This window comes from Aeromonas sobria (assembly GCF_006243315.1).
Lineage (GTDB): Bacteria > Pseudomonadota > Gammaproteobacteria > Enterobacterales > Aeromonadaceae > Aeromonas > Aeromonas sobria_A.
The window spans coordinates 1-20,921 of sequence record NZ_NKWE01000056.1; the positions used below are offsets into that span (position 1 = coordinate 1).

Below are 20,921 nucleotides of genomic sequence, written 5' to 3' on the forward strand. Positions count from 1 at the left end.
AAGCATGACTGCGCATAATGTATATTATGTTAAACAAGGGCCATCATTGATCTACTACATGTCTTGTTAGTCAGATAACCAAGAAGCTCAATAGAATCAGCAAAATGGAAGAAGTTATCACTTTTTCCATTTGCAGACTTTACTTTCGTAATGTCTATGACCTATTTTGTACATAGAGCGTCATATCTACAGTGGAATGAGTACATGTATAAGGTGATGAAGATTGATGATGATAGAGCTTGCCTCATTGACTCCGAGGTCATGCAGCCTACATTCTTGTCACTGAAGTTTTGCATTGAGCTGTTGCATCAGAAGTCAGTTAACTACCAGATTTTAACATTAACCAATATCATGTACTTCAAACAGTATTGGCTTGCTAAGTTCGGTTGTACTCTGGACTATTCGATGTATAAAGGCGAGTATTCTGGTTCGGTGATATCGAGAATGATCACAGAGTTAGATGGATTCTGGATATTTCTGGGTAATGCACGAGTCTATACAAATAATGTATTGTTCTTACCCGAATCTCACCAAAATGATTCGATACAAAAGATGAAAACTAGAGCATCTAGATATCACACTGTCTGTCGCTTCATATCTTGGCTCATTGATACCTACATCACTGCACATCACATCACAGAGAGTCTCATGGAAATTGATGCTCATAGAAAAATGTTGCATTCCATGTTGAGTCTCGAAGCAAGAAAATACTCTAGGTATACTTCTCAAAACCGACACAGCTCCAACATGTATAAAAGCCTGACCATGGAGCAGTTAAGAGATTTCGCGTCGCTATTTACTCTGCCTACGATTGTTGAAAAAGATGATGATGGAAAACTACTCCCATCAGTCTATACCAGTTTTAGAAACCTCATTCTGGTTAAGCTCTTAACACAATACGGTCTAAGGATTGGTGAGGCACTCCTACTCCGCGGTACATCTTTTAAGTCTAATATGGCAGGAACAGCATTCTATATGTATGTCGACAGTTTGAACGACGGCGTTGACCCACGAAAACATAAACCGTTAATCAAGACACGGCAAAGCATTAGGGAATTAAAAATAACTGCTCATGACTATAAAATAATAACTGCATTCATGGCACAAGTGGAGATGCGTTCATCACACGACTTTCTGATCACCTCCTCAATCGGTGATTGCCCCCCACTTTCCTATAAGGCAGCCTATAAAATCATCACTGATGTCAGTGACGCAATGAAAGATAAATTTCCTGAGCACTTCTCCCCCAGAAATGCAGAATGCTTGGAGAACGTTCACCCTCACATGCTTAGACATACATGGGCCTATATGCAACTAAAGTCCCTGCACCAGCATTTTGAGAGGAAATTTGCTAAAGCTGGTGCTGTAAATATAAAAGGCATCATGGAATCTGCTAAAGATACGCTGCGTAAGCTAGGGGGCTGGGCTGAAGGTTCAACCATGCCAAGCAGATATGCAGAACGTTTTATTGCTGAGCATGCTAATGAAATCAGCATGGAGATGTTCGAGGATAGCACCTTCAATGTTTTCGCAGTGAAAGAGTTACCGAACATTTAGAGGAATAATATGTCTACGGAACGCGCTTGTGTATCTGGCAATCACCCAACATTATCTCCTGAACAAATAGCTTTTATTGAAAAACTGAAGCTCCCTGAGCATGTGTCTATTCAAACCGATTCACAATTTGACTTAACAACCTCAGATACAGCCAGCGATAAGTGGCGATTCATCTTGGGGGGTGAGAAGGTGATGATTAACTTCTCAATCATCCCTAATCTATCGATGAAAAAACTAGCGAAATTTTGCATTTACTCTTTCATTAGTTTCGGCCGCCCCTTTAGAGGAAGTGAATGGTTTAAGTTGAAAGATGCATTTGAGTTTAAAAATTTTTCCTACATTGGATTTATAGAAAAACTTAGTTCAAACGAATTGTTAGATGATCCGAAGAAATTTTTTTCTATCAAAGGTCTATTAAGGCTCTTATGCCAATTCAACTTCCCAGGATTTCCAGTAGAAAAATTAGAGAGTTTAATTCTTATTCCCACGCCAAACTCAGCTGATCAGTTTCTTAAATATCAGGACTTAGAGAATGCATTCCCCTCCCCCCTAAAAGGAATGATTGCTCGCGCTATTGTTTCAGCTAGTAATCAAAGGACTATATTGTCAGATAATGAGGTCATTGACTTCACACTATTTGGATTGTCTTACTACACTGGAATGCGACCAATTCAATTCTCCAAACTGACAGCTGGTGATTTTAAACTTGATTCGAGCCATGATGCATCATCTCTCTATCGCTATAGCCTTAACATGCCATATGCAAAACAGACTGCTATCACCAACAGCAGAGTTAGAATTGCCTTGCCCAGTGAGCTCGGCCTGCTCATTAATGAATACATAAAACGATCAAAATTGAATTATAATGATAGATTTGTACCCGTTGATGAGTATCTGATTCAATATTTGAACGATACATTGCAACGAGTGCTATATTCTATTCAGCCATATGAATCCAAACTGCAAATTTCAAAAGGAGATATTATCCTACCACGGTTGACGACCTATGATTTTCGCCATAACGTAGGTCATTCATTAGCGCTGGCAGGCGCTAGTGCTGATGAAATTGCATATATGCTTGGGCACAGCTCATTAATAGCTGCGACTTACTATATTTCCGCCACACCTGAATTAGCAATGCTAAAGAGCAAGGCTCTGGGAGACAATCCAGTCTGGCAGAATATGGTCAACTTGATGCTCACCGGTTATGTGGCCGAAGAGGCTGAATGGTCAAGTAGAACGGTTTCTGGCACTATTGGCGGTCAACTTCATATAAGAATTGGTGGTTGCCAAAGACCAGATGATACATGTCATCTCGCGAAAGTTCGCTCCTGTTATGGTTGCTTCTATTTCAGACCGTTTACCAATATGAATAAACACCTTTCCGTTCTTAGCTGTGTTAATAAAGAGTTGTTAGATACTCTCGAGGTAAGTGAAAAATCGGGCAATGTTAGGAACCCAGCATTGGAAATACTTACTAGTATGAAAGGAGAGGTGCAGATGGTGATCAATCGTATCAAAGGAGAGCTGAAGTCATGAGAGATAAGGTTGAAAACTTGAAGCTTTTCATTGCAGAACACAAAGCATATTTTCTTGCAAGAATTGCATCGGATGTTAGCTTTGACTGGGAAGATGACAGTTGGTGTACAAATAATACACATAAGGGCGTTTTTTCTGGAGGTGGTTCAGGCGGCCTAGAGTTTAAGAAAATAAATAGTATTAGAAAGGGAATCTATCTTGACGGTGAAAACGAAATCGATGTAAACCATGAAGTGAATCGTGAATATCGAGACTTTATGAAAGCATTCATTGTATTTATAATTAAACTACGTAATCATAACATCTCAATAACTGCGCTACATCGTGATAATTTATTGCTAAAGCGAGTTTATATTCGCATGTTTATTAATGGGGAGTCAAAGCCGACTGCCAACTCCATTAGCGATAAAGTTATTTCACAGGCTATGTTGGCTCATTGTGCCGCCATGTCGAACATGAATAACAAAGCTGATAGCCACACAGCGATGAGCAAAATTTGCAAGTACATAACTCAACTAGCAATCACATTTAACCCGGTTACTTTTTCCGTCACCCAGAAACGCCCATCATCTAAATCCACAGCCGAAGCTAAATCTGCAAAAACAAAAGCATTCCATGATGCAAAATATGCCGAAGAAACTGATGAAGATGAAAGTAAAAAACTAATAACCATACAAACTTTTTTGAATATTATCGCCGCACGAAGCATGGTCACATCAGATGGTGAAAAAATATTGCTAAATATGCTAATGCTTCTAATGGTTACGGGCTTTCGATTCGGTGAGCTAGAGAGAGTTTTAGTGAGCTCGCTGAAGAAGTTAGAAGTTGCAGATGATGAAGCGGCAAAAATCCTCAGAAAAAAGGGACTTAAAGATTATTATCTTGGCATTGTTTACGTAGGTGAAAAAAAGTCAGGCCACCGCACTCACTGGGTTGAACCATTTGCTATAGATTTAGTAGAAAGTATATTTAATGACACCATAAGACTTACAGAACCGGTAAGAGAACATATCATTCAATGTAGGTATAATGGTTTTTCATCTCTTCTGCCAGTTGAACTTAAAGGAAAGTCGGAGATCTCTTTACATGAAATTGTCACTTACATTTCAGAATCACTTTCGACAACGGCTCTAGCAAGAGGCGCTTCCTCACAAAGAGATTACGCAAAGAAATCCCTATCTAAACTTGGCATCGAGCCATCAAGGGTTGAGACGATTAATGGCCGACAAAAAGACTTTTATTATACTCCTGAAAGCATCGATAGCTTTCTGCAAAAAAAGATATCTTCCACTCAGGCATTAAATCCAGAGTTTATCTATAGCTTTGTAGATTCGCTAACTGGCAACCATGTGACTCATAATTTTGAAGACTTACTTTTTATTGCATCTGAAGGGTCTTTCTCTCTAGCCAGATCATCAGTAATAAAACCACTACCCGTTCCTATATCTATGGAGGATATGCTTAAATTTGTTGGTGCAAACAGCGGGAAAGGTGGCTTGTCGCTCTTTAAAAAGTATAACCTTATTGATGAGTATGGTAATTTTCCTGCATTAACAACCCACATGCCAAGACACACCATTAATACTTTTTTGGCCATTGCAGGAGTAGCCGACCACATACAAGCTGTTATGATGGGTCGTGTCGATATAAGTCAAAATTCCGCATATCATCATCTAGCCATTGAGCAGAGAGCATTAGCAAGTGAAGTAGTCTCAACTGGCACGCAGTTGGATTTATTTCACAATGAGAATAAGGCATTGCCCTCCCCCCTAGATATTATTAAAGATAGAGCTGAGATATCAATCAATCCGAATCTTAGTCTTGAGAACGCAATAGCACAAAACATTCACACATTTACAACCAAAGAAGACACAAGTTCATTCATTCGTAATGTATTTGAAGCTAGTTCCCTAGACTTAATGGCTGGCCTTGGTGATGCTTTTGCTATTGAGAAGTCAGATTCAGCAAGAGATGAATTACTAAACAGACATGCTGATTTGCATCCCCTGGACTTTGGTAGTTGTATGCGAAAGTTACAAGCTTGGTCATGCCCTTACTCAATGAAATGCCAAGATGGCTCATTATGCCCATACTTTACAATGATTGGCAGAGCTGATGACATGAGCAAACTTGTTCAAAAGGAATTTATTCTACGAAAGCAAATAAAAGGAATAAAACAGTTGCTACTGACTGAAAGTCTAAGTCAGATTGAATATGATGAGATAGTCAGTGATTTTGACTCAAGAGTTAGCAATCTGCTCAGAATTAGAGAAAACTTAAATAAAATTGAATCCACAAAAGTAAATTTCAACCTAGTTGAACTAGATGAGCATAAAAAACCTAAAACGTTAGCTACGCTTTTCGCTATTGAACATATGAAAGTTGAGGGGGGCCAATAATGCGCAATAAAATGTCAGGTGCCGAGCTTAACGAAGCTATTGAAGCTGAATTACGACAAATGGTTCGGGAGGGATATAATGTATCTCCAATAACAAACAAAACTTTACACTCAAGACTAAAAGAGAAGGGTGTTGTTGCTGGATCTATTAGCACCCTAACTAGTCGCAAAGAAATAATTGAGCATTACAAAGCCATGCAACTCAGTGAGGTTAGGGGAATCTTTGGTGAGAGCGCCCGTGCAGGAGCGACTAAAAGTAGAAAGGAATTGATACAGTCGAATGCAGCACTAAGGAAAGAAGGAGATGAATGTAAGAGCATGCTCGCTAAAAACATATGTACACTTATAAACCTCGTTTTAGCAATAAAGGAAGAAGGACATCATAAAAATATAGAAAGACTCTTGAGTCCTCATTTGATTAGGGAGTTACAAAACCATGACAAAAACAAATGAAAACTAATTCCCCATAACTAACTCAACCAAAATGGATATAAATATGATTATTGCGGAAATAAATTCCATCATAATTTGGTTAAAATTAACACACCTGACATATATCCACTCACAATTTGTATTTTATGATATGGCTTTCATAATTGTTTTTACTGCCCTTATCCTCCCCAAGGTGGAATTAATCTCCTCATGCACCTGGTTAGAAGCAATACCAATAAGCCCTTCATGCTGCGGATATAAGTTAACTAGCTCATTATATTCCCCCTGCTCACCTCGTAGTGATTGCATATAACTTTCATAACGGTCATATCTTATGTTTAATTGTGGCAATGCATCTCCATTACTAAGAGTTGTTCCATGTTCTTTAGTTGAATATTCCTCTATGAGAGTATCATAATATTTTTTTGTTTTGACAAAAGTAATTTTTCGTCCCTTATATTCTTTCGATAGATACCCCTCCCCTACCAACTTCTGTATTTGTAAATACAGATAACTATACCCTGTAGCATTAGTATAAGAAGTATTGTCTTTTCCGTAGCCGGCTTTTAAACATTCGACCACAGAAAAATAATCAAGTCCTTTTGTTTCGAGGGCTGCGTACATTGGCGTTGGTAAATAAATCGTCGACATGGATTTGCTCTCCCCCACAGACTTCATAAATCGCAAGTAAAATCTCAGTAAATAGGGATTATAGTCCCTTCATTTGTACTCAGCAACCAGAGATAGTTTTCGCCTCAAGTGAGGCGATAAATGCATGATATAGCGAAAAAATTTGGTAATAAATTGCGTACAAAACGAACTGAACTCGGCATCACCCAAGAACAGCTCGCCTTAATGTCTGATATCGATCAGAGCTATGTGGGGCGTATCGAGCGGGGAACCGTTAATATCACGCTTGAAAAGGCTTACCGGCTTTCCGAGATACTCCAATGTGATATTCGTGATCTTCTTCCGTAACTTCAATGACTTGTCAGCCTTTGCGCTTTGCGTCTGCCGAACATCTGCATCCTCTCGAATAAGCGTTAGGACTGATGTATACAGATTGGCTCTCGCACCGACATCCCAAGGCATCATTTGTCCTGGTACGATTACCAGACATCATAGGTCATCAAGCGAAATGCTAACCCTGTCGAGTGAGACGATACGCTCATCAGCTATACGGTTAAGCTCGGCATCTTCGGCTAGTTCAACATAGTAGGCAAAGAGCCCTGGTGGCACACAGTAGAAGACTGGTTCGCTGCGATTGAGGATGGCAACGGCTGAACCATTACCCTCCTTAAGTGTGCCCATAGGATTACGTTTCAGTTCGGTAATGCTGGCTACAGTAGCGGAGAGAATCTGATTGCTCATTGTCGATTCCTAATAGTCTGGCCCTCAGTAAATGGAAGTGACTATACACCTAAAACAGTGGCAGGGATTTTTACTGTCTCAGCTACCCCAGAACTTACCTGTCCTTCGGCTGATCTTTGATACCTCAGACTTACGGGCATGATCCTTGCCCTCCCCCCGCCTTCGACCGTGAGTAAAGTTCCATCAGAGGGAAAAATAGCTGACATAGGATCCCAACATGCCATTAGAAGCATGCAGCTCTACAAAGGAGATCACATACCAGCTACAATGCCCATACTGTAATGATTATATTATCCATGAGGCCGTGATGAATGTAGGAACACCTTACAAACCATTTCAGAATCGTGTTGGAAAACCAGATGGCCTCTTGGACACCTTGGTTTTACCTCAAAAGCCTTTTGATGCACATTGGAAAATTCTATCTGGATTCTCATTTGACATCGTGACACAACTTTCCACCTTGATGAAGGTAGATGAAGTCACAATCCTCCAATTGGTCAACATTAGCTATGTGACCTATACCAAGAATAAAAAGCAGGGGAAAAATGTCTTCTCTACAGAACAAAGCGTTAGGTTGTACATATTCATTAAGACTCTGGACGCGACCTTACAACTTTTTGATGGAGATGTCTCAACTGCACTTCAGTGGCTAAAGTTACCTTCCAAAGCCTTAGGTGGTGTATCTCCAATACAGATGTTGAGCACTCCCCCAGGAACGGAGGCTGTTATGGATCTTATAGGTCGAATTGAACATGGTGTTATTACATGAGACGATATGTAATCGAGCCCTATCCCTTTCACATCATAAAAACAACCAAACTAACCTTAAAATAGGTGTGAAATATAAAGTGAACAAAAAATAATCAGAATAAATATGTCAACGCCGACAGAAAACTGACTGACCCATTCTGGCTAATTTCGCCGATTAAAAAGCGCCCTGCCCGGACAGGGGGGTTGAGCCGTTCCTCCAGAAACGACAAGGTCCACACGAGGCTGGCCAAAAATGAAAAAGGCCAAGGTCCTGGGGGACTCTGGCCATCTTTAAGAAATGCTAACGCTCCACAACAGATGTTGGGGAGAACGTAGTTGTAGTTACAGTAAGAACGAAGGATCAAGCTCCTTCCATTGGACCAATTCGGTCGGCTTGAATCCTACAATCGTTACCCTTTGATCAAGATTATAGCTGAGTAGCATAGATACTCGTTTTGAACCCTTTTCCAAAATGTAGTGGTCTACCCCCCCCTTCTTTCTATTGACAATCATGTATGGAGGGTGCGAGTTAGTAGGTTCGCCAAAGGTAGACCTTACATCTTCCTTCATCATACTTTCCCATAATGGAGCCGGGACTTCATTCGGAAATTTGTATTTTTTGTCTTCCTCTTTGAATAACTCCAAGTCCACTTCTATTAACTTCCTAGATGAGCGGTCAAATGATAAGAAAATGCCCTCCTTCGCCATACTCAACGTTATCTCAGGATCTCCTGAATCACCCTTGGGCTTGGTTTTGTAAGGGATCAACTCAGCCTCAATCATGGCCTCGTAAGTCATTCCTAAGCTATTGATTAGAGCCTTCACATCTACGGTCATTTGTACCACCCTTGCTCTCTGTTGACTTGGTGCATTTTTTGTCTAGCCTTCTCGATCTCTGCATCGCTAAACCCCTCATCACGCAAACACCCTTTAATTGCGTCAATGTTTCTATCCACAGAGCCTTTGAGGTCTTTTGCATCTCTATCTATCCGAGACGGTGTATTACGACCACCATATGTCTCACTGCATTTTTGGTGCACTGATGCCGGAATAATTAGGGCTGCAACATCTTTTTTCTGTGCATTCCGTTCAGCAGCTGTCATTCCTGAGTCTGAGTCTCTTAAATAACGCGCTATAGCGGCCGCAGAGGGCATATGGTCTGCATGAGCCCCCAACCTGGGTCTGCCTTGGAATCCACGATAGGTATCCACTTCGAGTAGCTTAACCGGGGGTTTACTGAATACCAAATAAAGCGGGGGTATCCCCAGTGATGCAGGGAAGGTGATGATGCAATCTTCCAGCTCATCTCCGCTAGCAGGGAACGTCTCTAGCTCCGCATCTGGGGCTTCTGGGATGGGACGAACCAAAATGTTCGACACATCCATGCCATCTCGTTCCGGATAATAACTGCTGGCATCAGGCACTTCACCGCTGCTATCCGGGTACCAAGTCAATGTCGGTCCACCTGGAACCACGGCGACTATGGCACTTCCTTCTTGCCGAGCTTGCACGATTGGCACGGAATCCATACCAGATGCAGCGCTGGTATGGATCCCATATATCTGCATCCGCCCATGCTCATCTTCAATAAATCTGAAACGAACACGAGTTGCGGCACGGCTCATCGCCTGCAATTGCTCATCTGTGTAGATAGTGCCGTCCCCCATATCGGAAGGCCAGAAAGCCATCAGGAATGCGCCTGACGCTGCTCCACTGGTTCGAAGAGCCCAAGACCCTAACTCTGCTGGCAAACTTCCCGAAATTCTCCCAAGTGCGACCTCTTTCGCCGCACTTCCAACAATGGCGCTAGTCATTTGCTACTCCTCACTTGGGGTTTGATGGCATCGGGGCTAGCACCACGGCGTTGCCAAACATTGAAAGCGGCTCCGCACTAATAGCGGCCTCTATCGTTGTCGGTGCGACAGAACTCGATTTCGCAAAAATGAAAGGAGTGACTTTCTCAACTATTGGCGGTGTGAAATTTGAATCAACCTTTTTGAACTGATCACCAACAATCACTGTTCCCGCCCCGATGATCACCCCACCACAGTCCACTGAACTCCCAGTCATCGCCAGTGGCTTGCCATTAACCAAAACCGTTGATGATCCTGAAGCTATCTTGCGAGGGTGTGGTGGATGATTTGGCTTATCGTGTGGCGCGAGGGGATCGCCTACCCTGGCAGCAGGAATACCATCGATGAAAACGTCAGGTGAACCTGCAGTGATAGGCGTGGGGTAAAAGCCATCATGGTCAGTGCCAATGTTACCGACCTTGGCTGCATGTTTGGACATGTAAGCTCCGTTACCTCAAATGAAACTCAACGTACAACAAAATGATTTTCTTTTGAAGCCAATCCACACAACTTAGTATGCATCGAAATGTAAACGCTAGAACCGAGAAGATTCTTCCAACATAGATAAACAGGGATTCATCTACCGTTGCTGTTACTGGCAACCTCACTTCTGTACGTTCTCCAGTGCTTCACCAAAAGCACGATGAGACACAGCGGACCCGATACCAGAATACAAATCAAACTCACAATGAGCTTTGCAGACTTAGACTTCCGGTCAGGCTATCTAGCCAGCCTACTTAATGAGGCCGACGCCACCATTCTCGAGCTGTATAATCGTATTGCGGACTTGGAGCGCGAACTTCCAACCTCAAATGTCCTACTCATTGATCCACGAGGACGCAAAAAACTCGAATCTGGGAGCTAGCAACAGAAGAAGCCGCACTCTGCTAGCTGACTTTCAATAGCTCGGGAGCCGACAGACAGCTGGTGTAGGTTTTCGAAATAGATGCGAAAAAATCGAAATATATGCGACTAGAAAAGCTTGGTACCGAGGGCTGACTGGCGTGTGAAGTCCCAGAATTCACCGGCTGCGAGGGCCTGTCGGCATCTTCATCTGCAGCAAAACACCTGCAGAAATCGCGGGAAGATAGCTGAGGTTCTTGCCGCCAAGAACAACGGTATCAGCTTGCATGGTGGGCTGAGCGTCGCCGGTGCCGTTCTCTCATTGGAATCACAGGTCTCTGCAGGCATCCCATAAGCCTGAGCTCCCCCGTTACCCCTTTGCCCGGTTTTCTGATCTACTCAACCTGATAAGAAATAAAAACAGGGATAGCGGATACTACAATTTTCATCTCCTATCCCCGTAACAAAAAGCGCTGCCGTGGGCTTCGACTTGCCGCTTAATCTTGAGATTCTGGCGGCTGATAAAACTCCCCACCTTCCAAAAACGGCTTGAAGAACCCATTATAGACAGCGAGGTTGTTATATTCGTCTGGCTCATAGCCAAACAAACGCGCAGATGACATATATGGCTGTACTAGAGCCTCATCTTTAGCATATTTCGAAGTAAAAAATATAGCATTCCTGACCAGTTGCTTATTTTTTACCGAGCTGACCAGTGCGGAAGCAGGCATTATACTTCGGCCAGATTCAAATGAATGATAGAACATCAGGTCTTCACGCAATGTTATCTGGTAAATTCCAGTCACGCCCACAGATTCAGCTATATCAACAGCGACGGTGTCGGTGCTCTTCCTTGTGGGGATTTTTTTCCTGATTTTTACACGTGACAAGGTGTCTTCTGGAGTTTGCGCCTCCCCCCCGTTGAAAGAAATCCCAAAACTGCTCTTCATGACAATACTTTGGAACTCAACGTCATCTTCCCCCGAAGGTTCTTCACCGAGAAGATCAGAGAAATCGATCTCTCCAGAGCCAAGCGTTGCATCCACGACAATCGGTAAAGTACTATCGCCAAAGCAAAGTTCACCCATCACTCCATACCAAGGCTGGTCATAGGGTAGCAGCAGCGAATCATTGACGACGATTATGTAATGGGCAGCTTCTGGTACGTACCCAGTCGCTTTGTGATCTTCAAACTTCTTCAACTTGCCCTTGATAGCTGACGTAACAGACAGCAATCGCTCACGGAAAACCGCATCTCGGTCTTCAGGCTCTAACTTTCTCTGTTTAATGAGATTTCTGATATGATCCTGCGGGGTTGGTGTGACCACTTCGAAGCAGAATGTCTCGCCATTTTTCCTGGCGACAAAGTCCGGTCCAGCATCCTTGCTTTTGATGTCTTCAAAGCCCATCCCTAAAAGCCGGTAATAAAACAGCATTTCTGCTATCCGCTGGGAGTATATGCCTACATCATCAAGCATGACTTGCTTATTGAACTGGGTATCCTTCAAGTCTGAAAAACGCAAGAAAAGGGATGTTAAACCTTGAATCATGCAGTTCATGATCAGTTCCATGCGCTGACCACTTTCTGGTGACTTTTGGAAAAAATAGTCAAACCTTGTGGTTAGGATTTCTCGCCACTTATCTTGGAGATAGGTTACACATATATCGTTTGTTCTGTTCTTTTTTGTCGTTCCTGGCTTTAGAGAAATTTGTGCTTCATTATTTGGCATAGCGATCAGGCTCACGAAGTCGGATTGTTGTTATAGCACACGACCTGCCAGAAAAGGTTACTGACCTGTGGCAACTTAACACTAAGTTCATCTCTCCAAATAGGGGCAAGCGTCGAGACGCGGGACGGCTCTTCACCTAGATTTTTTTCATGGCAGAGAATGCCCTTGGGGCGGTGAACCTTTGCGGTTTTCGTAGCATGGAAGCGGTCTGTGTCGACCGAAGAATAGCATGCTCAGCGAGGCGTGTAGTAGAGCTGCTCGTCCCAGCCAGATTTCGGCGTCAGCCGCATTGCTTGGCTTCGGATGTCTCCACAACGCATCTCCATGCATAGGCTCTGATACGCTGCCAGTAGCTCTCTAGGTTCGTTGTGCTCAGGCTGACACCGAAGTTCTCGCACAAGTCCTTTCGATTGGCCTAATCGATGCCCACGAATACGTTAGGCCTCTTTATCGCCAAGAGTCTGGCCACGCGCCCGTTCTGGTCGAAGGCTGCTATGAATGCTTTACAATAGTGGTCGTAGTCGTCCTGTGTGACCGCGCCCATCGAAGGGATGAAATCGAGGGCGTCAGAGAGACTTACCGGTGCCACGATGACTAGGTTCGCGAACATCCCACTTACAGCCCGTAATCCACGCTTGGCTGCTGGGGCTTCTTGCACCCGAGAGTGTCGCGACCAGCTTGCGATCGTCCTCGCTCCGCTTCGCGCAGGGTATGCGGGTCGTGTGACCGCAGTCGACGCGGTGCTTTAGTGCACAGAGTTCAAACCTGCCTTGGGGCACCTCGCCAGCCTTGAAGCCGCAGTGCAGGCCAGGAGGGCAACCCACTGCGGATCCGATAAACCCCCACCAGATCGACTGCAGGAGCGGAGCTGGTCAAAATGGAGAGTGACTTTTCGGTTATGCGCTGCTGGCTCTTTGATACTTCGCAGGCTAGCATGACTCCGCGAACTACATGTCCCAGATTGTGGCTGTCCAAATAACCGGATTTCATCGCCGACAGCCCATAACAATGGTAGCAGGAGGCTTTCCGGCACTTATGAAAATCGATTACGTTGAACTGAAGCGGTACCGAAACTTTGCTGACGCTCGCATCAATCTGGCCAAAAACAGCTTGGTGATTGGGAGCAATGACGTCGGCAAAACGAACATGATCCATGCGTTGCGGCTTCTGCTGGACAAGAGCTTGTCAGACGCCGATATCGAACCGTCGACGCATGACTTTCATTGCGCTCAAGACGGCACGCAGGCTGACTCGTTTTCAATCCGAATTGCCTTCTCCGAGGTGACTCAGGATGCCGTGCTCTCTCAGCTTAAAGGGCATGTCGGTGCTAATGGGTGTTTTTTCCTTGAGTTTCGAGGCTACAGCCCGGATTACCGCTATGAGATCGCTGCCGGCCATGATGTCGATGCGCTGGAGGTTATTTCCAGCCGTTTCTATCTGAAATACCTGCATCTGAAGTACATCCATTCTCAGCGTGACCTTGTGCGATACATCCGCTCGGAGAAACGGCATTTGCTGCGCCTCGCTCAGGCCGCCCGCAACCAGCCAGAGACAGAGGCCGACACTCAACAATTGCAGGCACTCAATGAGCTACTGAAGTCTGTAAACGATGGGGTCAAGAGCCTGAACTACGTAGCTGAGGCGACGAAAGACCTCAACGCTGAATTGAGGGCGCTCTCCCACCATCATGCTGGGTATAACGTGTCTCTAGATACCGGGGCGATCGGTATCGAACAATTCATCGAGCAGTTGGAGCTGGGGGCAAGCACCAACGGTTCGAGGGTGATGCTAGGTGGCGACGGTCGTAATAACCAGATTTTGCTCGCCTTGTGGAAAGCCAAAAGCGTGCTTGAGCACGATCAGAATAGCGAGGTAGTGATCTATTGCGTTGAAGAACCTGAAGCGCATCTGCATCCTCATCAGCAGCGTAAACTGGCGAGCTATCTCATCAGTTCCCTGCCCGGTCAGACCATAGTCACCTCGCACTCTCCACAGATCGCGGCAAGCTATCGGCCCGACTCTATTGTCCGGCTGCTACGAGACAAAGGCGCATCCCGAGCTGCCAGTAAGGGCTGCTCTGCCTGCGTTGACGATGCTTGGAAGGGGCTCGGCTACCGAATCAGTATCCTTCCGGCGGAGGCACTTTTTGCCTCGGCGGTCATGCTGGTCGAAGGCCCCTCCGAAATGCTGTTTTATTCCGCGCTGGCACGAGCTCATCAGATCGATCTCGATTACTGCAACATATCGCTTTTGTCCGTGGATGGAGTGGCATTTCAAGTTTACAAACGTGTGTTGGACGCCCTGGAAATCCCATGGGCCATGCGAACCGACAATGACATCTCCAATATCTCGCTAGGTCCTCAGGGAAAGCAGGTGGTACATCGCCATGTGGCTGGTATAAACCGTGCTCTTTCGTTAGCGGGGATGCCTTCTCAGGGTCACCGGGCAGTGCCATATGACCATGCGGCCTGCTTAGCCGATGGCAACTGGCAAGCGGTGAGTGCTGCTGTCGCTCCTTTTGGTATCTATCTCTCAAAAATCGATCTAGAGAATGACATCGCTATTGAGCTACCTGCACTATTGGCAGGCTTTAAAGGCAATACCCTGGCTCAAGCTATTGATTACCTGCAGGGCAAGAAGGCTATCCGCATGCAGGAATTCCTTGAACACTGCGAAGATCAGCTCATCGCACCAGTGCAAGGGGATTTGTTGAAGCCGCTGATGTACTGCCTCAACGCTGCAGGGCAGGCTTGGTGATGACCATCTTCAAACCTAGCCCGGAACAAGAGCAGGCAATTGAGTATATGGGCGACATGGTTGTCGTGGCACGTCCTGGCAGTGGTAAAACCAGTGTCCTTTCCCGCAAGATTCGCTGCCTCGTATCCGAGCTACGTCCCTATCAAGGTATCATCGCCATCTCATTCACGAATAAAGCAAGCGATGAGCTGGAGCACCGTTGCAAAGCCGACGCTTTTGATGTGAAAAGCTCATTTTTTGGAACGATCGATGACTTTTGTCTGCGCGAGATCGTCTTTCCGTTCGCGCGGCAGTTGATGGATGTCGCCACTAATGTAAAGACGGCTAAGCTCCGGGAACTGCCTGAAGTGGTAACGCGAATGCTGCCGGCAATTCCGGTCCTAGACGCGACCGTTGCCAACACAGCCGATTTTCTGCCTTTCCTACATGAAGCATTGGTGCAGGGGGTCGTTCCGCTTGAAGCTGTGGGCATGCTGGCCCGCTACATAATCGAACAGTCTCCGGCTTGTCAGAAATATCTAACCGCGCGGTATCGCGCGGTGTACATCGACGAATATCAGGACAGCGGACATTTCCAGCATCAATTGTTTTTGAGGCTCAAGGCTCTGGGGTTAATAGCTGTTGCTGTGGGCGATAGCGATCAGTCGATCTATGGGTTCGCGCACAAGGACCCTCGTTACCTGCTTGAGTTAACGGCACACGGCAGTGGCTTTGCCCCTTTTGCCATTACCACGAACTTTCGCAGCCACCCATCAATCAACAATTTCGCACTTCGATTGCTTGATGCGAACCATCCTATCGCTCTGACAGACGATAATCGGGTGTTAATCAAGACAGTTATAGGTGATCAAAGATCGATTGGGAGTTGGTTGAGAACTGCTATTCCCCATCTCATGCAGCATTACCAAGTTGCTTCTGCGGACAAGGTCGCAATTTTGTGTCGGCATCAGCACTCAGCGCGCTTGATTGCTGACAATCTGGAGCTCACGCACCGCCTCATCGAGGATAGCCCTTTCAAGGTTACGCCGGCTGCGGAGGCAAGCCTTTTCTCGGACTTGTTGCGGCTGCGTTACGACGTTCAGATGACTGCCGAGGCGTTGATTGATCGAGCGAATTTGCCTAGGCTCTCCACCCGCGAACGGCGTGCAGTTCGTAGAGCAATACTGAGTTGTAGGTCTTGTCTTGAATACCACCTGGTTCAGACCGTACTGGATGCTGCCACATGCCTGCTGGGACATCAACCATCTGCGGATGGTGGAATGGAGCTTGCTGTCATTTGTGGGGATGCCAACAAACTCCGATGGTTTCAACGAGCCGATGATGCCGCCATTCAGATCATGACGCTGCATAAAGCCAAAGGATTGGAATTCGACTTGGTATTTCATGCTGATCTTTACGATCATGTGATCCCGACACGTCTGTATCCGCCGGGTACATATGGTCAAGTTATTTTCCAGGATGAAATTCAATGCCTAAATCTGCATTACGTAGGGATCACTCGTGCGATCAAAGCTTGCGTATTGATGACATCGAATCTTCGCTTTAACACGCAGGGAGAGGTCAAGAATGGCACACCATCTCAATTCATTGGCAGAAATGGAGCAAACGCGATACCACTCACTTGGTAAGTCTATACCTGCTTGCTAAGTCATCGGCTTGAAGTTACCGTTGGCCGCTTTTCGACCTGTCGAAACGATTGGAGAGCGGTGATGGCCTGACATTTGATCTCCATTCAGGGCATCAGCGACATCTTGTAGAAAAAATATTCATGCGTGATTCAAATTGGCCGCTGTTGGCCACAATCAGCAGCTATCAATTGGGAGCGTGGTTTATTGCCGGCTAAATGTACATCATGTGCCTTTTTTTCCTGCTTCCACGCATTTAAGTGACTGCGTAGAGTCTTTAGCGATAACTCATGCTCAGGGAAATAGTCTGGATCAATGGCATTGCCTCTGGCAATCACTACGTCCAGGCCAATGAAATCCTCTAGAGCCTGAACATTTTGCGCACACTTTAGAGACACGATCGCCAGAGGTGTGCCTTCTACCAGTGCTCATCATGCTTCGAACCATGCTCACAAAGTCTTCATTGGTTTTGATTGAGTTCAGTGGGACTCGACAAGAGAGCCACTGAAATGCCTCCATCGATAGAGCAGATATACCAGATCAGGATCGGCACGCAAACCTTGAGAACTCGCCGCACGGCTTCTTAGCAAATACAGCCAGATGGCTTTCGTTGCAGCGAAGGTTTCTCAATCGAGTGCCGGGGTGAAGTTGGCTACATGCTTATGATTGCTATGGTCATTCCGGTGAATAATTATGTCTGCAACAGAAAGCGCTTTAGTCTCTCGCAACGCTCCCAATCGAGCTTGAAAAACATATCAACGACGGAGGATAGAATAGTGATGAATGCAATATTCCCTATTGTTCTTTTTGTTGCACTACTGAAGGCTCAGGTTGAAAACTGGAGAAAAAAGCTAAGACCATCGTTTAAATTTTTATTGCTAGCATTTTGTTCATCACAAACACTCGCAATCACAACCCTTATGAACGCTTTGCCAACAGGTACTTTTGACTACATAGCGAATAACTTGTTTGATGTAAAGGTTTTTATTTGTGGCATTATACTCATAAACTTCTGGTTTATTGGGATTTTTTATACTGTGAGCTCAGCAAAACTGATGAAGTCACTTGTTGGGTAAACATGAGTTTATTGACCAAATTGATGCCGAATACGACCATCTGACAGAGAAGCACCTGAAAAACAAGGAGTCATCATCATGTTAAGTCTTGCGCTGGTTCAAATTAGAGAAGCATTGGCCAAAATGCCCTACATCACCAAGATCAATAATCAAGATGCTTATGAGCGAGCTCTTGCGTTGATGGACTCGCTGGTTGATGACTATGACACCAATAAGCAATTGGTTGAATTACTTGCAACCAGTATTGAACGCTGGGAAGACGCGGCCGATGAGTTCGCCGATTTCAACAAGACAGTGGCTGGTATGGAGCCTAGTATTGTTGTCTTGAAGACATTGATGAGCCAGCACCGACTGCGGGTGGCTGACCTGCCTGAGCTGGGATCCAAGTCCAATGTTAGCAAACTACTCAATGCCGCCGAGGGCAGAAAACTGACCCGCCAACATATCGAGGCGCTAAGCAAGCGCTTTGGAGTTTCACCGGCACTGTTCTTTTGATTGCCAGTAGAGTTGTTAATCCAACTTTTTCTGCATAAGCATCAGGCGGGCTTATTGTGGGATGAAACTCAGTGTCATCCCACATATAACAAAAACCGCCAATAATGGCGGCTTTGGTTCCCATTCGAGTGTAAGGTATCATCCTTGCATCGAAGCGATGGGTATCGATCATCCCCCTTTAGATGAAAATATAGTTTCATCCTGTTCTTGGTTTTTTCCTCAAATATCCCTAATAGCTACGCTTATCTAACCTCTGGCATTTCTACCAGGCTCATCTTCTGCAACTCTCCATCTCCAGTAGAAATCTGGTTTCACCCACACTACACTGTCATGTGTTTTGATCAAAAAAGTATCCAAAACTGGTTTTGCTAAGACCTGATTTCCATCAGCATTTTCGCGTAAGAGCAGTTCACAGTCATGTTTAACCAGATAGTCCACAACATCGTCTTGGTATAAACACCCGTCACGTTCGAGCATTTTCACCATCCATTGAGACACATCAGTTGGTGTCACTCCTAAGCCCCCTTCTTTCGTACCAGCGTAAGGGATTCTTCAGGAAATTTACTTTTGTCAATCTTCTTTCCAGCGAACCACTGAGCGTAGTAGGTACCCATAAATTCATCAGTGCGACTATGGTGGAAAACGAGTGATTCGATAGCCATATCTGGGCCGCCAGCAGATAGTTTCACAATATCACCAATTTCATAAAGTGGTTGGCGTTTTTGAGTCATAGCTTGCCCTTACCTGGGTTGATGCCTCCAATCTACTTGGGGGCTATGCATTGAAAAATTAATAGCAATAAGATTCCTTTTGAATCCCTTCATGAAACTTTACTTTCAAGGATGGCGCCTTTATTTTCATCCCATATTTATTGCTTCCACACGTCTGCAATACCTTCACGGATAGCAGCTATTATAAATTTGGCCGATAGTAAGCAACCGATTCGATGGAATGAGTCACCTTTATTTACCCCGCCATCATCGACAACTGCTTTAGCGGCAAAAAAAGCAGTACGGTTTCTAGCATGCCTTGCCGCCTCGTAGACTGAATAGATCTCCATATCAAAGCCAGCCAGTTTTCGCTGTCCTACTACTAGCGTGGAAGTTTTTCCTTCCTCCGCAATCACTGCACTTCCACTGCTGGTGATTGCATCAGGTACGATCTTGCAACTTATTCGTTCTTTACCATTAGGCACTTCGGATCTAGCCGGATCCAATTGCAAATGAATCTTCTTCATGTCAGAACTCGAGGCAATTTCAAACAGTTTATTGTGCACATCAATTTCCAGCTGCACATCATAGTGTTCCGATTTAAAGCCTGTAGAGCTCCACTTTCCCGCATCATGCTGATGGCAACTCTGTGTCACTAACAAATCATAAATATCGGATTCTCCTGCAACACCACCACAGATACCTCCCATACAAATCAGACGTGGTTCGAATCGGTCTAAGGCAAATGAAGCTGTAACAGCTGCCGCCACAAGCCCCATGCGATTCGTGCGAACAATGACAGCCTTATACTCTCCAATCAAGATTTCTCGACAAACTAAGCCTGAGATAGTCTTCACGGGTCCCCAATAATCAGTAAGTCCCTCAAATGCCAATGCCTCTTTTTCCAATGCACACAAAATAACTACATCGAATTTTTTCGTTGGTTGAGCAGCCATTAACTTTATTTTAAGAGCCTCACGCCACTTACCATGATCGTTAAATGCAATCACATTAATGTCGACCAAGTTCAAATCATGAACAAAGTCTCCTTCATCGAGACTATGTTGTGTCAATACGATTGCGGGAGTTTTGAAGGATTTACTGTTGTAGTTACGTGTAGTTTCAACCAGCGATTCGGAGTAGTCCTCTATAGTACTATCTCGGTTTGACCTAGGAACAAGAAGATCAAGAAGAATTAAATCAAACTTCACACTAGCAACTATATTAGAATAATCTAGCCAGTTCTTTACGCGCAGAATATCTGCCTCAGGTATAATTTCAATTGTATATTCACTAACTAACGAAAATTTTTCATCATCGTCTTCAAGAACCAAAATATTCATAACACCCCCAAGATTAATTTAATATTTTCTTTCCATTGACTATCATTTTCCAAATATCTCACACAACCGGCCACTTTTATATTAAATTTATCAGCTATTTCCTGTTTGGCTAAATCAACAGGGATTGGAAGACTTTCAATCTCAATGTCAGGATATTGGGTTAAAATGATACAATGTGCATTGTTTTGAGTGTAATCAACTTCAAACAACACATCAAGACCTCCAGATGATAAAGGAAATGGGGATCCCGCCCCCGCCTCCGGCTCATGGCTATGTATTGACATGTCGATTATTGCTAAGTTGAATTGATGCAATGCCAATAACTCGGTTGCTGATGCTAAAGCTTGACATTCAAATATCTCAATTCTGTCATTAAAAATTTCTACAAGGTAAGATCGAATACCCTCCATCTTGAATTGGTCATCTTCCACGATAAGACACT

At 44.7% G+C, this 20,921-nt stretch carries 20 protein-coding genes; 10 read left to right on the plus strand and 10 right to left on the minus strand.

Annotation, left to right across the window (positions count from 1 at the left end):
* Positions 1-204 precede the first annotated feature (204 nt).
* Genes CF137_RS18190 through CF137_RS18205 form a run of 4 tightly spaced genes read left to right on the plus strand, consistent with a single transcriptional unit; the run spans position 205 to position 5,947 of the window.
* Complete coding sequence (locus CF137_RS18190) at positions 205-1,557, plus strand: tyrosine-type recombinase/integrase (RefSeq protein WP_162515982.1); 1,353 nt, start codon at positions 205-207, stop codon at positions 1,555-1,557.
* Between the two features lie 9 nt (positions 1,558-1,566).
* Positions 1,567-3,096 (plus strand): site-specific integrase, encoded by a 1,530-nt coding sequence (locus CF137_RS18195; RefSeq protein WP_139720828.1) that lies wholly within the window; start codon positions 1,567-1,569, stop codon positions 3,094-3,096.
* Positions 3,093-5,495, plus strand: a complete 2,403-nt coding sequence (locus tag CF137_RS18200) for a hypothetical protein (protein WP_139720830.1) — start codon at positions 3,093-3,095, stop codon at positions 5,493-5,495. The genes CF137_RS18195 and CF137_RS18200 overlap by 4 nt, the downstream gene beginning before the upstream one ends.
* The gene (locus CF137_RS18205) at positions 5,495-5,947 is read left to right on the plus strand and encodes a hypothetical protein (RefSeq protein ID WP_139720833.1); all 453 of its coding nucleotides are present in this window, start codon (positions 5,495-5,497) and stop codon (positions 5,945-5,947) included. Before CF137_RS18200 ends, CF137_RS18205 begins: the two co-directional genes overlap by 1 nt.
* A gap of 123 nt (positions 5,948-6,070) precedes the next feature.
* Here the strand turns inward: CF137_RS18205 and CF137_RS18210 are convergent, their stop codons facing one another.
* On the minus strand, positions 6,071-6,577 hold the full coding sequence (locus tag CF137_RS18210; protein ID WP_139720835.1) for a hypothetical protein: 507 nt from the start codon (positions 6,575-6,577) through the stop codon (positions 6,071-6,073).
* Between the two features lie 120 nt (positions 6,578-6,697).
* On the opposite strand from CF137_RS18210, the gene CF137_RS18215 reads away from it, so the two are divergent.
* Positions 6,698-6,904, plus strand: coding sequence for a helix-turn-helix domain-containing protein (locus CF137_RS18215; protein WP_139720837.1), 207 nt, complete (start codon positions 6,698-6,700; stop codon positions 6,902-6,904).
* Between the two features lie 141 nt (positions 6,905-7,045).
* Here CF137_RS18215 and CF137_RS18220 read toward each other — a convergent pair whose 3' ends face one another.
* Positions 7,046-7,297 carry a plasmid stabilization protein gene (locus tag CF137_RS18220; protein ID WP_139720839.1) on the minus strand — a complete coding sequence of 84 codons (252 nt, stop codon included), beginning with the start codon at positions 7,295-7,297 and terminating at the stop codon, positions 7,046-7,048.
* Positions 7,298-7,604: 307 nt separating this feature from the next.
* Between CF137_RS18220 and parS the strand changes: the two genes are divergently transcribed.
* Positions 7,605-8,066, plus strand: coding sequence for a type II RES/Xre toxin-antitoxin system antitoxin (gene parS, locus CF137_RS18225; RefSeq protein WP_162515983.1), 462 nt, complete (start codon positions 7,605-7,607; stop codon positions 8,064-8,066).
* Positions 8,067-8,389: 323 nt separating this feature from the next.
* On the opposite strand, the gene CF137_RS18230 is transcribed toward parS, so the two are convergent.
* From CF137_RS18230 to CF137_RS18245, 4 genes are all read right to left on the minus strand, one after another.
* Positions 8,390-8,884, minus strand: a complete 495-nt coding sequence (locus tag CF137_RS18230) for a DUF6392 family protein (protein ID WP_139720843.1) — start codon at positions 8,882-8,884, stop codon at positions 8,390-8,392.
* The gene (locus tag CF137_RS18235; RefSeq protein ID WP_139720845.1) at positions 8,881-9,861 is read right to left on the minus strand and encodes an S-type pyocin domain-containing protein; all 981 of its coding nucleotides are present in this window, start codon (positions 9,859-9,861) and stop codon (positions 8,881-8,883) included. The genes CF137_RS18230 and CF137_RS18235 overlap by 4 nt, the downstream gene beginning before the upstream one ends.
* Before the next feature lie 10 nt (positions 9,862-9,871).
* Positions 9,872-10,339, minus strand: a complete 468-nt coding sequence (locus CF137_RS18240; protein WP_139720847.1) for a type VI secretion system PAAR protein — start codon at positions 10,337-10,339, stop codon at positions 9,872-9,874.
* Between the two features lie 901 nt (positions 10,340-11,240).
* Positions 11,241-12,488 carry a hypothetical protein gene (locus CF137_RS18245; protein WP_204787385.1) on the minus strand — a complete coding sequence of 416 codons (1,248 nt, stop codon included), beginning with the start codon at positions 12,486-12,488 and terminating at the stop codon, positions 11,241-11,243.
* Between the two features lie 1,020 nt (positions 12,489-13,508).
* Here CF137_RS18245 and CF137_RS18250 point away from each other — a divergent pair.
* The 4 genes from CF137_RS18250 to CF137_RS18265 all read left to right on the plus strand — a co-directional run bounded on the left by CF137_RS18250 (position 13,509) and on the right by CF137_RS18265 (position 18,426).
* Entirely contained in the window at positions 13,509-15,230 is a 1,722-nt protein-coding gene (locus tag CF137_RS18250; protein WP_139720849.1) for an ATP-dependent nuclease, read from the plus strand.
* The gene (locus CF137_RS18255; protein ID WP_139720851.1) at positions 15,230-16,858 is read left to right on the plus strand and encodes a UvrD-helicase domain-containing protein; all 1,629 of its coding nucleotides are present in this window, start codon (positions 15,230-15,232) and stop codon (positions 16,856-16,858) included. The genes CF137_RS18250 and CF137_RS18255 overlap by 1 nt, the downstream gene beginning before the upstream one ends.
* A gap of 776 nt (positions 16,859-17,634) precedes the next feature.
* Positions 17,635-17,931: a hypothetical protein gene (locus CF137_RS18260; protein WP_139720853.1), complete on the plus strand. Its 297-nt coding sequence runs from the start codon at positions 17,635-17,637 to the stop codon at positions 17,929-17,931.
* Positions 17,932-18,009: 78 nt separating this feature from the next.
* On the plus strand, positions 18,010-18,426 hold the full coding sequence (locus CF137_RS18265; RefSeq protein ID WP_139720855.1) for a helix-turn-helix domain-containing protein: 417 nt from the start codon (positions 18,010-18,012) through the stop codon (positions 18,424-18,426).
* A gap of 246 nt (positions 18,427-18,672) precedes the next feature.
* Here CF137_RS18265 and CF137_RS18270 read toward each other — a convergent pair whose 3' ends face one another.
* From CF137_RS18270 to CF137_RS18285, 4 genes are all read right to left on the minus strand, one after another.
* Complete coding sequence (locus tag CF137_RS18270) at positions 18,673-18,939, minus strand: DUF6953 family protein (RefSeq protein WP_414731113.1); 267 nt, start codon at positions 18,937-18,939, stop codon at positions 18,673-18,675.
* 2 nt (positions 18,940-18,941) lie between these two features.
* Positions 18,942-19,157 carry a DUF2158 domain-containing protein gene (locus CF137_RS18275; protein ID WP_034168403.1) on the minus strand — a complete coding sequence of 72 codons (216 nt, stop codon included), beginning with the start codon at positions 19,155-19,157 and terminating at the stop codon, positions 18,942-18,944.
* Positions 19,158-19,294: 137 nt separating this feature from the next.
* Entirely contained in the window at positions 19,295-20,479 is a 1,185-nt protein-coding gene (locus tag CF137_RS18280; protein ID WP_139720857.1) for a 5'-methylthioadenosine/S-adenosylhomocysteine nucleosidase family protein, read from the minus strand.
* Positions 20,476-20,910: a hypothetical protein gene (locus CF137_RS18285; protein WP_139720859.1), complete on the minus strand. Its 435-nt coding sequence runs from the start codon at positions 20,908-20,910 to the stop codon at positions 20,476-20,478. The genes CF137_RS18280 and CF137_RS18285 overlap by 4 nt, the downstream gene beginning before the upstream one ends.
* Positions 20,911-20,921: the final 11 nt, after the last annotated feature.

Bases quoted from the DNA above. Each gene is read 5' to 3' on its own strand.
- CF137_RS18265 (WP_139720855.1), top strand. From the start codon at position 18,010: ATGTTAAGTCTTGCGCTGGTTCAAATTAGAGAAGCATTGGCCAAAATG.
- CF137_RS18250 (WP_139720849.1), top strand. From the start codon at position 13,509: ATGAAAATCGATTACGTTGAACTGAAGCGGTACCGAAACTTTGCTGAC.
- CF137_RS18255 (WP_139720851.1), top strand. From the start codon at position 15,230: ATGACCATCTTCAAACCTAGCCCGGAACAAGAGCAGGCAATTGAGTAT.
- CF137_RS18215 (WP_139720837.1), top strand. From the start codon at position 6,698: ATGCATGATATAGCGAAAAAATTTGGTAATAAATTGCGTACAAAACGA.
- CF137_RS18210 (WP_139720835.1), bottom strand. From the start codon at position 6,577: ATGTCGACGATTTATTTACCAACGCCAATGTACGCAGCCCTCGAAACA.
- CF137_RS18205 (WP_139720833.1), top strand. From the start codon at position 5,495: ATGCGCAATAAAATGTCAGGTGCCGAGCTTAACGAAGCTATTGAAGCT.
- CF137_RS18200 (WP_139720830.1), top strand. From the start codon at position 3,093: ATGAGAGATAAGGTTGAAAACTTGAAGCTTTTCATTGCAGAACACAAA.
- CF137_RS18280 (WP_139720857.1), bottom strand. From the start codon at position 20,479: ATGAATATTTTGGTTCTTGAAGACGATGATGAAAAATTTTCGTTAGTT.
- parS (WP_162515983.1), top strand. From the start codon at position 7,605: ATGAATGTAGGAACACCTTACAAACCATTTCAGAATCGTGTTGGAAAA.
- CF137_RS18230 (WP_139720843.1), bottom strand. From the start codon at position 8,884: ATGACCGTAGATGTGAAGGCTCTAATCAATAGCTTAGGAATGACTTAC.
- CF137_RS18260 (WP_139720853.1), top strand. From the start codon at position 17,635: ATGAATGCAATATTCCCTATTGTTCTTTTTGTTGCACTACTGAAGGCT.
- CF137_RS18235 (WP_139720845.1), bottom strand. From the start codon at position 9,861: ATGACTAGCGCCATTGTTGGAAGTGCGGCGAAAGAGGTCGCACTTGGG.
- CF137_RS18190 (WP_162515982.1), top strand. From the start codon at position 205: ATGTATAAGGTGATGAAGATTGATGATGATAGAGCTTGCCTCATTGAC.
- CF137_RS18275 (WP_034168403.1), bottom strand. From the start codon at position 19,157: ATGACTCAAAAACGCCAACCACTTTATGAAATTGGTGATATTGTGAAA.
- CF137_RS18240 (WP_139720847.1), bottom strand. From the start codon at position 10,339: ATGTCCAAACATGCAGCCAAGGTCGGTAACATTGGCACTGACCATGAT.
- CF137_RS18195 (WP_139720828.1), top strand. From the start codon at position 1,567: ATGTCTACGGAACGCGCTTGTGTATCTGGCAATCACCCAACATTATCT.
- CF137_RS18220 (WP_139720839.1), bottom strand. From the start codon at position 7,297: ATGAGCAATCAGATTCTCTCCGCTACTGTAGCCAGCATTACCGAACTG.